The 14,984-nt window shown below is 54.2% G+C and carries 10 protein-coding genes; 3 read left to right on the top strand and 7 right to left on the bottom strand.

Annotated features, from left to right (window positions below):
• The first annotated feature begins 2 nt into the window (after nt 1-2).
• Nucleotides 3-1,205 (top strand): phenylpropionate dioxygenase ferredoxin reductase subunit, encoded by a 1,203-nt coding sequence (gene hcaD / locus OGV71_RS00770; RefSeq protein WP_204583355.1) that lies wholly within the window; start codon nt 3-5, stop codon nt 1,203-1,205.
• Between the two features lie 92 nt (nt 1,206-1,297).
• On the opposite strand, the gene glyA is transcribed toward hcaD, so the two are convergent.
• Nucleotides 1,298-2,551 (bottom strand): serine hydroxymethyltransferase, encoded by a 1,254-nt coding sequence (gene glyA, locus OGV71_RS00765; protein ID WP_003037627.1) that lies wholly within the window; start codon nt 2,549-2,551, stop codon nt 1,298-1,300.
• A gap of 325 nt (nt 2,552-2,876) precedes the next feature.
• On the opposite strand from glyA, the gene hmpA reads away from it, so the two are divergent.
• Entirely contained in the window at nt 2,877-4,067 is a 1,191-nt protein-coding gene (gene hmpA, locus OGV71_RS00760; RefSeq protein ID WP_003037624.1) for an NO-inducible flavohemoprotein, read from the top strand.
• A 101-nt stretch (nt 4,068-4,168) separates the two neighbouring features.
• Here the strand turns inward: hmpA and glnB are convergent, their stop codons facing one another.
• The 5 genes from glnB to purL all read right to left on the bottom strand — a co-directional run bounded on the left by glnB (nt 4,169) and on the right by purL (nt 12,621).
• Nucleotides 4,169-4,507: a nitrogen regulatory protein P-II gene (gene glnB, locus OGV71_RS00755; RefSeq protein WP_002914032.1), complete on the bottom strand. Its 339-nt coding sequence runs from the start codon at nt 4,505-4,507 to the stop codon at nt 4,169-4,171.
• Between the two features lie 60 nt (nt 4,508-4,567).
• Nucleotides 4,568-5,902, bottom strand: a complete 1,335-nt coding sequence (gene glrR, locus OGV71_RS00750) for a two-component system response regulator GlrR (protein WP_304502307.1) — start codon at nt 5,900-5,902, stop codon at nt 4,568-4,570.
• Complete coding sequence (gene qseG, locus OGV71_RS00745; RefSeq protein ID WP_003037617.1) at nt 5,902-6,645, bottom strand: two-component system QseEF-associated lipoprotein QseG; 744 nt, start codon at nt 6,643-6,645, stop codon at nt 5,902-5,904. Before qseG ends, glrR begins: the two co-directional genes overlap by 1 nt.
• Before the next feature lie 22 nt (nt 6,646-6,667).
• A complete protein-coding gene (qseE, locus tag OGV71_RS00740) occupies nt 6,668-8,098 on the bottom strand; it encodes a two component system sensor histidine kinase QseE/GlrK (protein WP_003037614.1) in 1,431 nt (476 codons plus the stop codon).
• 635 nt (nt 8,099-8,733) lie between these two features.
• On the bottom strand, nt 8,734-12,621 hold the full coding sequence (gene purL, locus OGV71_RS00735; protein ID WP_016150778.1) for a phosphoribosylformylglycinamidine synthase: 3,888 nt from the start codon (nt 12,619-12,621) through the stop codon (nt 8,734-8,736).
• 256 nt (nt 12,622-12,877) lie between these two features.
• Between purL and mltF the strand changes: the two genes are divergently transcribed.
• Complete coding sequence (gene mltF / locus OGV71_RS00730) at nt 12,878-14,428, top strand: membrane-bound lytic murein transglycosylase MltF (RefSeq protein WP_003838390.1); 1,551 nt, start codon at nt 12,878-12,880, stop codon at nt 14,426-14,428.
• 12 nt (nt 14,429-14,440) lie between these two features.
• Here the strand turns inward: mltF and tadA are convergent, their stop codons facing one another.
• Nucleotides 14,441-14,977: a tRNA adenosine(34) deaminase TadA gene (gene tadA, locus OGV71_RS00725; RefSeq protein ID WP_071524296.1), complete on the bottom strand. Its 537-nt coding sequence runs from the start codon at nt 14,975-14,977 to the stop codon at nt 14,441-14,443.
• Nucleotides 14,978-14,984 lie beyond the last annotated feature (7 nt).

Below are 14,984 nucleotides of genomic sequence, written 5' to 3'. Positions count from 1 at the left end.
TTATGAACCCAAAAACTATCGCTATCGTCGGCGGCGGCCAGGCTGCAGCTATGGCTGCCGCCGCACTGCGCCAGCAGGGATTTGACGGCGAATTACACCTGTTTTCCGATGAGCAGCATCAGCCCTATGAACGTCCACCGCTCTCCAAAGCGATGCTGCTGGACGACAATCCGCAACTTCAGCCGATACTCCCCGCTGACTGGTGGCGGGAACACAACGTACAGCTGCATCTGGGTGTTACTGTACAGACGCTCGGCCGCCAAACGCATCAGTTGGTGCTGGCTGATGGGCAGAGTTATCCGTGGGATCGGCTACTGATTGCGACGGGCGCTGCGGCACGCCCCCTTCCGCTGTTGGATAAGCTGGGCGATCGATGCTTTACTCTGCGTCATGCCGCTGATGCCGAGCGCCTGCGCGACACTTTGTTGCCGGGTAAGTCGATTGTCATTGTCGGTGCGGGCACCATTGGTCTGGAACTGGCGGCCAGCGCGACTCAACGAGGCTGTCAGGTGACAGTGGTGGAGCTGGCACCAACGGTCATGGGCCGTAACGCGCCTGCTCCGGTGCGCGACTACCTGCTTGCCCGCCACCAGCAGGCGGGCGTGCGGGTGTTACTCAACAGCGCCATTGAACACGCCGAAGCGGGAGAGTGTCTCTCGCTGACGCTGCAAAACGGCGAGACGCTGCTGGCCGATGCGATGGTTTACGGCATCGGTATCGTGGCCAATGATGCGCTGGCCCGCGAAGCGGGGCTGGAGACGGCGAACGGCATTATCGTTGATAGCGCCTGCACCACCTCCGATCCGGACATTTTCGCCGCCGGTGACGTAGCGATAACGCGCAAGCCCGACGGTTCGTTAGTACGCATGGAAAGCTGGGAAAACGCCAATTTTCAGGCACAAATTGCCGCCGCCGCAATGCTAAATCTGCCGTTGCCGGAGAAGACACCTGGCTGGTTCTGGACCGACCAATTTAATGACAACCTACAATTTGTTGGCGAAATGCAGGGAGAAAGCTGGTTCATACGCGGCAATTCAGATGCGCATAAAGCAATATGGTTTAACCTGCAGGATGGCGTGATTGTCGGCGCAGTAACGTTGAATCAGGGCCGAGAAATACGTTTATTGAGAAAATGGATTCAGGCAAAGAAAAAGCCACCAATGGCGGCTTTAGTCGATGAAACAATCTTGCTTAAGTCAATATAACTGCCGGATGGCACTTCGTTTATCCGGCCTACATGTGAGTTACCTGTAGGCCGGATAAGGTGTTTACACCGCCATCCAGCAATCAGTATGGCTTACGCGTAAACCGGGAAGCGTGCGCAGATATCCAGAACTTTACCTTTGACGCGCTCGATTACGGCTTCGTCATTGATGTTGTCCAGCACATCACACATCCAGCCAGCCAGCTCTTTCGCTTCCGCTTCTTTGAAGCCACGGCGAGTGATTGCCGGAGAACCGATACGGATACCGGAAGTCACAAACGGGCTCTTCGGATCGTTCGGTACGCTGTTTTTGTTAACGGTGATGTTAGCGCGGCCCAGTGCGGCGTCAGCTTCTTTACCGGTCAGGTTTTTATCAACCAGATCCAGCAGGAACAGGTGGTTTTCAGTCCCGCCAGAAACCACTTTGTATCCACGGTTCAGGAACACTTCCACCATCGCTTTGGCGTTTTTAGCAACCTGCTGCTGGTAAACCTTGAACTCAGGCTCCATCGCTTCTTTCAGCGCCACGGCTTTCGCTGCGATCACGTGCATCAGCGGGCCGCCCTGCGCGCTTGGGAACACAGCAGAGTTCAGTTTTTTGTACAGCTCTTCGTCACCGCCTTTCGCCAGGATCAGGCCACCGCGTGGACCCGCCAGGGTTTTGTGGGTGGTGGTGGTCACAACGTGTGCATGTGGAACCGGGTTCGGATAAACGCCTGCGGCAATCAGCCCCGCAACGTGCGCCATATCGACGAACAGGTATGCACCGATGCTGTCAGCGATTTCACGCATTTTTGCCCAGTCAACAACGCCGGAGTAAGCAGAGAAGCCACCGATGATCATCTTCGGTTTGTGCTCTTTGGCCTGCTTCGCCATGTCTTCGTAGTCAATTTTGCCGGACTCATCAATACCGTAAGGGATGATGTTGTACAGTTTGCCGGAGAAGTTAACCGGGGAGCCGTGAGTCAGGTGGCCGCCTTGTGCCAGGTTCATACCCAGAACGGTATCGCCCGGTTGCAGCAGAGCGGTGTAAACAGCGAAGTTAGCCTGAGAACCAGAGTGCGGCTGTACGTTAGCGTAGTCAGCGCCAAACAGCTCTTTTGCACGATCGATAGCCAGTTGCTCAACGATATCAACGTACTCGCAACCGCCGTAGTAGCGCTTACCCGGATAACCTTCAGCATATTTGTTGGTCAGCTGAGAACCCTGCGCCTGCATAACACGCGGGCTGGTGTAGTTTTCGGAGGCGATCAGTTCGATGTGCTCTTCCTGACGTACTTTTTCCTGCTCCATAGCCTGCCACAGTTCGGCATCATAATCGGCAATGTTCATTTCACGCTTTAACATCCGCATCTCCTGACTCAGCTAACAATAGAATTTCGGCCTAAAAAGGCAGTCCCTAGGACTTCGGCCAACAGTATAACCGAATCATTCTTCGATAACAGGTCTTGACAAAGGATTTTACGCAAACGATTACCTTCACGGCACGCAAGGCTTTGGAGAACAAAGGTCTGCTGAATTTCAACGGATTTCTTTTCAGGTTTGTGATGCAGATTTTTCACGATGTAACCTTTACAACGCAAAGTTACAAAGAACCATTTACAATGCAGGGGTATTTTTTATAAGATGTATTTGACATACATCATTAAAGTCTCAGATAAAGGAAGACCGTATGCTTGACGCACAAACCATCGCTACAGTGAAAGCCACTATTCCCCTGCTGGTTGAAACAGGTCCGAAGCTGACCGCCCATTTCTACGATCGCATGTTTACGCATAACCCAGAGCTGAAAGAAATTTTCAACATGAGTAACCAGCGTAATGGCGATCAGCGCGAGGCGCTGTTTAACGCGATTGCCGCGTATGCCAGCAATATCGAAAACCTGGCGGCGCTGTTGCCAGCGGTTGAGAAAATCGCGCAAAAGCATACCAGTTTCCAGATTAAACCAGAGCAGTACAACATCGTGGGTGGTCATTTGCTGGCAACGCTGGACGAAATGTTCAGCCCAGGCCAGGAAGTTCTGGATGCGTGGGGTAAAGCGTATGGCGTACTGGCGAACGTGTTCATCAACCGTGAAGCGCAAATCTATAGCGAAAATGCCAATAAAAATGGCGGCTGGGAAGGTACCCGTCCTTTCCGCATCGTGGCAAAAACCCCACGCAGTGCACTGATCACCAGCTTTGAGTTTGAACCTGTCGATGGTGGCGCAGTAGCTGAATATCATCCGGGACAATACCTGGGCGTCTGGCTGAAGCCGGAAGGTTTCCCGCATCAGGAAATTCGTCAGTACTCACTGACCCGTAAGCCTGATGGCAAAGGCTATCGTATTGCCGTTAAGCGTGAAGACGGTGGTCAGGTTTCCACCTGGCTGCACAACCATGCGAATGTTGGCGACGTTGTTCACCTGGCCGCACCTGCGGGCGACTTCTTTATGGACGTCGCGACCGACACCCCGGTATCTCTGATCTCCGCGGGCGTGGGACAAACCCCAATGCTGGCGATGCTGGACACGTTGGCAAAAGCGAAGCATACGGCGCAGGTTAACTGGTTCCACGCGGCAGAAAATGGCGATGTACATGCCTTCGCTGATGAAGTAAATGAACTCGGCAAAACGCTGCCACGCTTTAGTGCGCACACCTGGTATCGTGAGCCAACCGAAGCCGATCGCGCGAAAGGTGCGTTTGATAGCGTAGGTCTGATGGATTTGAACAAGCTGGAAAGCGCAATCAGCGATCCGGCGATGCAGTTTTATCTGTGCGGTCCGGTTGGTTTCATGCAGTTCGCCGCGAAGCAGCTGGTCGGCCTGGGCGTGAAAAACGAGAACATTCATTACGAATGCTTCGGTCCGCATAAAGTCTTGTAATGTATTATGCGAGTAGGCCGGATAAGGCGCTTACGCCGCCATCCGGCAATCACTCGACCTGATGCGCTACGCTTATCAGGCCGACAAATTAACGGCGCGGCTTAGATTGCCGCGTCGTCTTCTTCACCGGTACGAATACGAATAACGCGAGCCACGTCGAAAACAAAAATCTTACCGTCGCCGATCTTGCCGGTCTGGGCAGTACGGATAATGGTGTCGACGCAGGTATCGACGATGTCGTCGGTAACCACAATTTCAATTTTTACCTTCGGCAGAAAATCCACCATATATTCCGCGCCACGGTACAGCTCGGTATGGCCTTTCTGACGGCCAAAGCCTTTCACTTCCGTTACCGTCATCCCGGTGATACCGACTTCTGCCAGCGCTTCGCGGACGTCGTCCAGCTTGAAGGGTTTAATAATCGCATCAATCTTTTTCATGCTATTCCTTGAAAAGGTCGCCTGTCTTTTGATCGAATAAAGCTAACATAATCCGCAGATTTATTCTTTGAAATCGTTTGCATCCAGCTCGTGTCGAGAAAGCAACTTATAGAATTCGGTGCGGTTGCGCCCCGCCATTCTTGCCGCGTGAGTCACATTGCCCTTGGTGATTTGCAGCAGCTTACGCAGATAGTTGAGCTCAAACTGGTTACGCGCCTCAACAAATGTCGGCAGCGCGGTGTTTTCCCCTTCCAGCGCCTGCTCCACCAGCGCGTCGCTGATCACTGGCGAAGAGGTCAACGCCACGCACTGCTCAATTACGTTGACCAGTTGACGCACGTTGCCCGGCCAGCTGGCGGTCATTAACCGCTTCATGGCATCGGTTGAAAAGGCGCGTACGAACGGTTTGTGCCGTTCAGCAGACTGGCGTAGCAGATGGTTCGCCAGCAGCGGAATATCTTCCGTACGCTCGGCCAGCGCAGGGATCTTCAGGCTCACCACGTTGAGGCGATAGTACAAATCCTCGCGAAATTCGCCCCGAGCCATCGCTTTGGGTAAATCGCGGTGGGTCGCAGAAACGATCCGCACATCAATGTCGATATCGCGGTTACTGCCCAACGGTCTGACTTTTCGTTCCTGCAATACGCGCAGCAGTTTCACCTGTAACGGTGCAGGCATATCGCCAATCTCATCGAGAAAAAGCGTGCCGCCTTCCGCGGCCTGAAACAACCCTTCACGATTACTCACCGCGCCGGTAAAAGCGCCGCGCGCATGACCAAACAGTTCAGACTCCAGCAGTTGTTCCGGCAACGCGCCACAGTTAATGGCAATAAAGGGCTTGTGGCTGCGCGGGCTGGCGTTGTGAATAGCCTGGGCGAAAACTTCTTTCCCGGTTCCGCTTTGGCCGTTGATCAAGACACTAACATCCGATTGCGCCACCATTCGCGCCTGTTCCAGCAGACGTAGCATCAGCGGGCTGCGGGTGACAATGGACTCACGCCAACTGTCATCAGTAGCAGGCGCAGACTGTTCCAGCGCCCCGTCAATCGCGTGATATAACGCATCCTTGTCGACTGGCTTAGTGAGAAAACTGAACACCCCTTGCTGGGTCGCCGCAACGGCGTCCGGGATGGAGCCGTGAGCGGTCAGGATAATCACCGGCATGCCCGGCTGCACTTTCTGGATTTCAGTAAACAGCTGCATGCCGTCCATTTCATCCATGCGCAGATCGCTGATAACCAGATCCACTTTTTCACGGTTCAGTACCCGTAACCCTTCCTGCCCACTTTCCGCGGTCACGACGCTGTAGCCTTCGCTGGTTAGTCGCATTCCAAGTAATTTCAACAGGCCCGGATCGTCATCCACCAACAGCAGATGCGCGGGCTTACGGCTTATCATGGCGTAACCTCATCGGCAGACGGCGCTGCGCCTTCTTCGTTATCAGGCATAGTGAGTTTATCGTTCCCGTGCGGCGCATCAGGATTGTAGTTACCGGCGGGTTTGCGCGTTGAAAGCTGGCGCTCAATATCGGTCAGATTCTCCAGCTTGCGGGTCGTGAGATCGAGCTGGGACTGCAAATGCTGTTGCTGTTGACGCAGCGTATCGAGATCGCTGTCTGACGACTGCTGGAGCTTACTGTAGCGCAGGCGCTCTTCGGCAAGCTGTAACTGCAACATTTGATTACGGAACCAGGCCTGATAAAGCGGTCGAACCTGACTCGGAATTTGTGGGCTTAACGCGTCGAGACGCGTAACTGCCTCTCGCCGTTCAGGCGGGGTAATGCGGGCGTTATCAAGCAGGATCCCGCGTTTGAAAGCGCCCTGCCAGGTATCCGTGAGCTGAGCACTGGCTTCACTGCGCGCCTGTACCGGCATCATGCGATCGGCACAGTCCATCGCCCGCAGCCAGTACAACGGGTTGGTTTCTGTGGACTGGCCAGATAGCGACCAGATATCCGTACAGTCGGTTGCAAGGTAGTCCGCCAGTTGATTAGGCGGAATTTTCTCCTGCGAAGGATCGCCGATAATATGATTCACCGCGTTCGGGACGCAACCAACCAGTGCCAGGCACGGCAGGCTTGCAAGGATGACGCGATGAAGAAAATGTCGTTTAAGCATTCGGGCAACAACGTATGGCATACTCACCAGACTTAGGTTTATTTTAGTGATTTTTCGCAGCAGCTAGCGGCAGTTCTATGCGAAAACAAACGTTTTGCGCATGGTCATCAACCAGATACAGTTTGCCCCGCATACGGCGAATGCAATCTCTGGCAATGCTTAGCCCCAACCCGCTTCCTTTTACCGCCCCTTTTCGCTGATGGCTACCCTGGAAAAAAGGCTCGAAGATCATGGTCTGTTCTGCTTCTGGGATCGGTGTGCCGGTATTCATTACATCGATGTATACCATTGATCCATGCAAACTGCTGCGGATCCAAATGTTACCGGATTCAGCGCCGTAGTGCACCGCATTGGAATAAAGATTGTCCAGCACGCTCATCAACAGCATCGGTTCTGCCAGGCAGGCGTTCACCGCAAGCGCAACATCAGTATGTATCATTTTGGCGCGAGCGGGCAGGCTATGCGCAGAAACAACGCTTTCCACCAGCGGCGCGATTTCCACACTTTCAAGCTCAGCCTCGTCATCCGCCAGCTTGCGGTTGTAATCGAGAAGCTGCTCAATCAGTTTTTGCAAGTTGCGGCTGCTGTCATCGAGGATGCCGACCACCTCTTTTTGCTCCGGTGTTAACGGGCCCACTACCTGATCGGCCAGCAATTCAGTACCTTCACGCATACTCGCCAGCGGTGTTTTCAGCTCATGCGAAAGATGGCGTAAAAACTGATGCCGCTGCGACTCAAGCCAGGAGAGGCGTTCGCTTAACCAGATAATACGCTGCCCCACGGATCGCAGCTCACGGGGCCCAGTTAATAATACGCTATCGCCCAGCGAGCGCCCTTCTCCCAGACGATTGATCATCCGTTCGATGCCCTTCACCGGACCGATAATCATACGGGTAAACAACAGCACCATCGCCAGGCTAAGGAGAAACAGCACCAGTGCCTGCCAGCCAAAAAACTGCCCGCGTTCGGCTATTTCCTGCTGTAACTGCTGGCCACGAGAAAAGACGACGGTACGCGTCGCTTGCACCATCTCGGTATTGGCATTAGCGAACGCTTCTAGCCGTGCAGCCGACACACTGTCAGGGCCGCTGTTTTTACACTGCAACTGCGCGAGATCGTTAAGATCCTGACGCAACGCCTGGTAGAGCTTGGTATCTGGCAACACCCCCGCATGCGCATCCAGCATATCACTGTAGCGTTTACGCTGACTTTGGTAGACCTTGGCCAACGTTGAGTCATCAAGCACACAGTATTGCCGATAGCTGCGCTCCATCTCCAGCGCAGCATTGGTCATCGCTTCACTGCGTCTGGCGTCAATCAGCGTGGTGCGGTTCGTCAGCGCAGCCTGCGCGCTCAGGGCATTCAGACTTTGCCATGCCTGCCAGGCCAAAACTAACAACGGCAACAGGATCAGCAAAAATGCCAACATCACCAATTGACGTAAAGATCGGGGGAAAACTGACCAGCGCTTCAAGGCGTTACTCTCAATGGACAGGAATAGGTTGATGCTAACTGAGGGGAACGCCAGATACAACAAAGCCGGGATTAACCCGGCTTTGTTGCGGAATAAGGCGGTGCCTAACTCGACGTTTCGCCCGGAGGTTGATATGAGCTTCGCTAATATCAGATGTTGGACGGCAGGCACCTTGTTGTGCGTCATTCGAAGTTTATGTAGCACGTCCCGAAGGGGCTGACATAAGAAGGTGAATGAGCCACTGGTTAATATTATGCAGCATCTGTGCCAATATTCAAAACACTTTATTAACACAATGATAAATATAGAAAATATGATTATTTATATGAGAAATGATATTGTCCATTTTTCATCCACACCGTCGCCAATCAGCAACACCTGTAACACTTAAAAATAAACTCGTTTTAAATCAAATAATTAAATGTCTCTTTTTGGCGACAATGTAACCTTACCTATGTCGGCATTTCCCGACACTTTACTTTTAGGTGCAAGCGCTGAGTTTATTGCCGGATAGCGGCGTGAACGCCTTATCCGGCCTACAACCGCATTTCCCCGTAAGCCTGATAAGCGTAGCGTTATCAGGCGGCAGACAAAAAAAAGCCCCTCACAAGAGGGGCTTGATGATCATAGGCTAATTATCCAAGCTGTTTACGCGCGTTGCGGAAGATACGCATCCACGGGCTGTCCTCGCCCCAATTTTCCGGGTGCCAGGAGTTGCTCACGGTACGGAACACGCGTTCCGGGTGCGGCATCATAATGGTGACGCGACCATTTTCAGTGGTCACAGCAGTAATACCGTTCGGCGAACCGTTCGGGTTAGCCGGGTAAGCCTCGGTCACCTTACCGAAGTTATCGACGTAGCGCAGTGCCACCAGACCTTTGCTCTCAAGCTGAGCCAGATGCGCACCGTCACGCACTTCCACACGACCTTCACCGTGAGAAACGGCAATCGGCATCATCGACCCCACCATATCGGCAAGCAGTAAAGACGGGCTTTGCGTCACTTCGACCAGGCTGAAGCGGGCTTCAAAGCGGTCGGAGTGGTTACGCACAAAGCGCGGCCACAGGTCGCTTCCTGGGATTAGCTCACGCAGGTTAGACATCATCTGGCAACCGTTACACACCCCGAGCGCCAAGGTTTGCGGGCGATGGAAGAAGGTTTCGAACTCATCACGCACGCGGTTGTTGAACAAAATTGACTTCGCCCAACCTTCCCCTGCGCCGAGTACATCGCCGTAAGAGAAGCCGCCGCAGGCTACCAGCGCCTGGAAGTTACCCAAGCCGATGCGTCCCCCCAGCAGATCGCTCATGTGTACATCGATGGCGTCAAAGCCCGCACGGTGGAAAGCTGCCGCCATTTCGACGTGGGAGTTAACGCCCTGCTCGCGCAGCACGGCCACTTTCGGACGCGCACCGGTGGCGATATACGGCGCGGCAACATCGTCGTTAATATCGAACGTCAGTTTGACGTTGAGACCCGGATCGGCATCGTTGGTTTTAGCGTCGTGTTCCTGATCGGCGCATTCCGGGTTATCGCGCAGACGCTGCATCTGCCAGGTGGTTTCTGCCCACCACATACGCATCGTGGTGCGACTTTCGCTGAACACCGAATGTCCATCGGCTTCGACCACGAAGCGGTCGCCCTGCACGGCTTTCCCCAGATAGTGCACGCAATCGGCAAGGCCATGTTGAGCCAGCAACGCCTCAACCGCTTCACGATCACCTGCGCGAACCTGTATCACCGCGCCCAGCTCTTCGTTAAACAGCGCCGCCAGACGATCTTCACCAAGAGAGTGGATATCAGCTTCAATACCGCAGTGACCAGTGAAGGCCATTTCCGCCAGCGTCACCAGCAAGCCACCGTCGGAGCGATCGTGGTAGGCCAGCAGCTTACGCTGTGCGACCAGCGCCTGAATGGCGTCGTAGAAGCCTTTCAGTTGCTCTACGTTACGCACATCGGCAGGCTTATCCCCCAGTTGACGGTAAACCTGCGCCAGCGCCGTCGCACCAAGCGCGTTGTGACCCAGACCAAGGTCAATCAGCAACAGGGCGTTGTCTTCAGTAGAAAGCTGCGGGGTAATGGTGTGGCGCACATCTTCCACGCGGGCAAAGGCGGTGATCACCAGCGACAGCGGCGAGGTCATTTCACGCTGCTCGTTACCTTCCTGCCAGCGGGTTTTCATAGACATAGAGTCTTTGCCCACCGGAATGGTCAGGCCAAGCGCCGGACATAATTCTTCCCCAACGGCTTTTACCGCTTCGTACAGTCCGGCGTCTTCGCCAGGGTGACCCGCAGCCGCCATCCAGTTGGCCGACAGTTTAATGCGTTTGATATCGCCAATCTGCGTTGCCGCAATGTTGGTCAGCGCCTCACCTACAGCCAGACGCGCAGAGGCTGAGAAGTCGAGCAATGCGACTGGCGCGCGCTCGCCGAGAGACATCGCTTCGCCGTAGTAGCTATCGAGGCTTGCGGTAGTGACCGCGCAGTTGGCGACGGGGATCTGCCATGGACCAACCATCTGGTCACGCGCCACCATACCGGTAACGGTACGGTCACCGATAGTCACGAGGAACGTTTTCTCCGCGACAGTCGGCAGATGCAGCACGCGGTTAACCGCATCTGCAATCGAGATTTCACTACGATTCAGGGCATCGCCTTTGGCTTTCAGCGTCTGCACATCGCGGGTCATTTTCGGTGTTTTACCCAGCAGCACATCGAGTGGCATGTCGATCGGCTGGTTGTCGAAGTGGCTGTCGCTCAAGGTCAGATGCTGTTCTTCGGTAGCTTCACCGATGACCGCGTACGGCGCGCGCTCGCGCTTACACAGTTCGTCAAACAGCGGCAATTGATCGGCAGCAACCGCCAGCACGTAGCGCTCCTGGGACTCGTTACACCAGATTTCCAGCGGGCTCATACCCGGCTCATCGCTGAGGATATCGCGCAGCTGGAACTTACCACCGCGACCGCCATCGCTTACCAGCTCCGGCATGGCGTTAGACAGACCCCCCGCGCCAACGTCATGGATAAACAGAATTGGGTTCGCATCACCCATCTGCCAGCAACGGTCGATAACTTCCTGGCAACGACGTTCCATTTCCGGGTTATCACGCTGTACAGAAGCGAAATCAAGATCGGCATCAGACTGACCGGAAGCCATAGAGGAGGCTGCCCCGCCGCCAAGGCCAATGTTCATCGCCGGGCCGCCGAGGACGATCAGCTTGGCGCCAACGACGATCTCGCCTTTCTGCACGTGATCGGCACGGATGTTACCGATCCCGCCTGCCAGCATGATCGGTTTATGGTAACCGCGCAGCTCTTCGCCGTTATGGCTGTTGACCTTTTCTTCATAGGTACGGAAGTAGCCGGTCAGCGCCGGGCGACCAAATTCGTTGTTAAACGCCGCGCCGCCCAGCGGGCCTTCGGTCATGATGTCGAGCGCGGTGACAATACGATCCGGCTTACCAAAGTCCTCTTCCCAAGGCTGTTCAAAGCCAGGAATACGCAGGTTGGAGACGGAGAAGCCTACCAGCCCGGCTTTCGGTTTTGCACCACGACCGGTTGCACCCTCATCGCGGATTTCTCCGCCGGAGCCGGTTGCCGCACCTGGCCACGGAGAGATAGCCGTCGGGTGGTTATGAGTTTCTACCTTCATCAGGATGTGGGCTGGTTCCTGATGGAAATCGTAGCGGCCGGTTTTGTGATCGGCAAAATAGCGGCCCACTTCAGAACCTTCCATTACCGCGGCGTTGTCTTTATAGGCAGACAACACGTGGTCCGGCGTGGTTTCGAAGGTATTTTTGATCATCTTGAACAGCGACTTAGGCTGTTGTTTACCGTCGATAACCCAGTCGGCGTTAAAAATCTTGTGGCGGCAGTGCTCGGAGTTGGCCTGCGCAAACATGTACAGTTCAATGTCGTTCGGGTTGCGCCCCAGTTTGGTGAACGCATCCTGCAGATAGTCAATTTCGTCTTCCGCCAGCGCCAGACCCAGACGCAGGTTAGCGTCGATCAGCGCCTGACGTCCCTCACCCAGTAGATCAACGCTGGAGACCGGCGCCGGTTGGTGATGGACAAACAGTTTTTCGGCATCGTTCAGCGCAGAGAAAACCGTTTCCATCATGCGGTCGTGCAGTTCATCGGCCACCATCTGCCATTGCTCAGCGGTCAGTGTAGAGGCTTCTACATACCAGGCAATGCCACGTTCCAGGCGGCTAATCTGGTGCAGACCGCAGTTGTGGGCAATATCAGTCGCTTTAGAAGACCACGGGGAGATGGTGCCAGGGCGAGGCGTAACCAGCAGCAGTTTTCCTTCCGGGGCGTGGCTTTGCAGAGCAGGACCATATTTCAGCAGGCGTGCAAGCTGCGCGTGCTCATCTTCATTTAACGGTGCATTCAGATCGGCAAAATGGACGTACTCGGCGTAAATATTGTGGACCTGGAGGTTGGCAGCCTGAAAACGTGCCAGCAGTTTGTTAATACGGAATGCAGACAGTGCAGGTGAACCACGCAGAATTTCCATCATAAGTCTCTCGTCTTCTAAGCTTTCGGTGTGCCCAAGTGGGGAAACGGGCGTCATTATAAAGAATCTACCGCGCCGACGAAACCGTTTGCGTCGAAATAAAATCACGACCGTCACTTATCATCAAATGCGGTCAGATTTCTGAATAAGTTGCCAACTGACGCAAGTTTAAGCAAAATGCCGTTCATTAATGACGACTTCACTTCTTAATCAGCACCACAGCAGGCAGAGAAAACGTACGGTTCAGAGAATTAACTAATTGAAAAAATTAAAGATTAATTATCTGTTCATCGGCATATTGACGCTGTTGTTGGCAGCGGCCCTTTGGCCATCTATTCCCTGGTTCGGTAAAGCCGAAAATCGTATCGCCGCCATTCAGTCGCGGGGAGAGCTGCGCGTCAGTACCATCGACTCGCCGTTAACTTACGCGACCCTCAACGGCAAAAAATTCGGCCTGGATTATGAACTGGCCCAGGAATTTGCCGACTACTTAGGCGTGAAGTTAAAAGTTACCGTACGCCAGAACATCAGCCAGCTTTTTGACGACCTGGATAACGGCAATGCCGACCTGTTAGCCGCAGGCCTGGTCTATAACAGCGAGCGGGTGAAAAATTACCAGCCAGGCCCGACCTATTATTCGGTTTCACAACAGCTGGTGTACCGGGTTGGGCAATATCGCCCGCGCACGCTTGCCACCGTGAACGAAAGCCAACTGACTATCGCCCCGGGGCATGTGGTGGTTAACGACCTCCAGCAGCTAAAAGAGAAAAAATTTCCCGATCTGAGCTGGAAAGTTGATGACAAAAAGGGCACCACCGAATTGCTCGATGATGTAATCGCCGGAAAGCTGGATTACACCATTGCAGATTCTGTCGCCATCAGCTTATACCAACGCGTGCATCCTGAGCTGGCCGTGGCGCTGGACGTCTCTGACGAACAGCCGGTGACCTGGTTTAGTCGTCTGGACGATGACAACACGCTGTCTGCCGCCTTGTTGGATTTCTTTAACACCATGAATGAAGACGGTTCTCTGGCACGGCTGGAAGAGAAATATCTCGGGCATGGCGATGATTTTGACTATGTCGATACCCGCACCTTTTTGCGCGCCGTAGACAGCGTGTTGCCGGACCTTAAGCCGCTGTTTGAAAAGTATGCGCAGGAGATAGACTGGCGACTGCTCGCCGCAATATCCTATCAGGAGTCGCACTGGGACGCGCAGGCCACATCCCCGACCGGCGTACGCGGACTGATGATGCTGACCAAAAATACTGCTCAGAGTCTCGGGCTGACCGACCGTACCGATGCCGAACAGAGTATCAGCGGCGGCGCGCGATACTTGCAGGATATGATGAGTAAAGTACCGGATACCGTCCCCGAAGGAGAACGCATCTGGTTTGCCCTTGCAGCCTATAACATGGGTTATGCGCACATGCTTGATGCGCGGGCGCTAACGGTGAAAACCAAAGGCAATCCGAACAGTTGGTCCGACGTAAAACAGCGGCTACCGCTGCTCAGCCAAAAGCCGTATTACAACAAGCTGACCTATGGCTATGCGCGTGGCCACGAAGCTTACGCCTATGTGGAAAATATCCGTAAGTACCAGATTAGCCTGGTGGGGTATCTGCAGGAGAAAGAAAAACAGGCGCAGGAAACGCAGCAACTGGCTCAGGATTACCCGGCGGTGTCGCCAGCTGAGCTGCTGGGTAAAGATAAATTTCCGCTTTCAGCCTTTCTGACTCAGACGTCGTCAAACTACCTGTCGCACTCCCCTTCCCTGCTATTTTCGGCACAGAAGAAAGAGGACCAGTAGTCTGATTGGTATTTACTGATTAGCGGATTTTTTCAGGGCCTTGATTTCCTGCCGACGCATGCGAAAGAAATCACTGAGCAACGTGGCACATTCATCCCGCAGTACCCCCTCTGTCACTTCAACCCGATGATTCATCCCTGGGTGATGCAGCACATCCATTAATGACCCGGCAGCACCCGTTTTCGCATCGCGTGCGCCAAAAACCACTCGGCCGATACGACTATGGACCATCGCGCCTGCGCACATCACGCACGGCTCCAGAGTGACGTACAGCGTGGCATCTAACAGACGGTAGTTTTGTAGTACCAGGCCGCCCTGACGCAGCGCCATAATCTCAGCGTGGGCAGTCGGATCATGATGACCTATCGGGCGGTTCCAGCCTTCGCCAATCACTCGGTTGTTATGTACCAATACCGCACCCACCGGGACTTCACGCTCATCCCAGGCGCGCTTAGCCAGCGTTAAAGCATGACGCATCCAGTATTCGTGGCTAAATTCAACATCTGACAAAGGGGTTACTCCACCAATAAAAGCGGGCGCATTATACACAGACGCT

Source organism: Citrobacter sp. Cf088, from assembly GCF_030334295.1.
Classification (GTDB): Bacteria; Pseudomonadota; Gammaproteobacteria; order Enterobacterales; family Enterobacteriaceae; genus Citrobacter; species Citrobacter freundii.
This window is presented reverse-complemented; position numbering and strand designations above follow the sequence as displayed.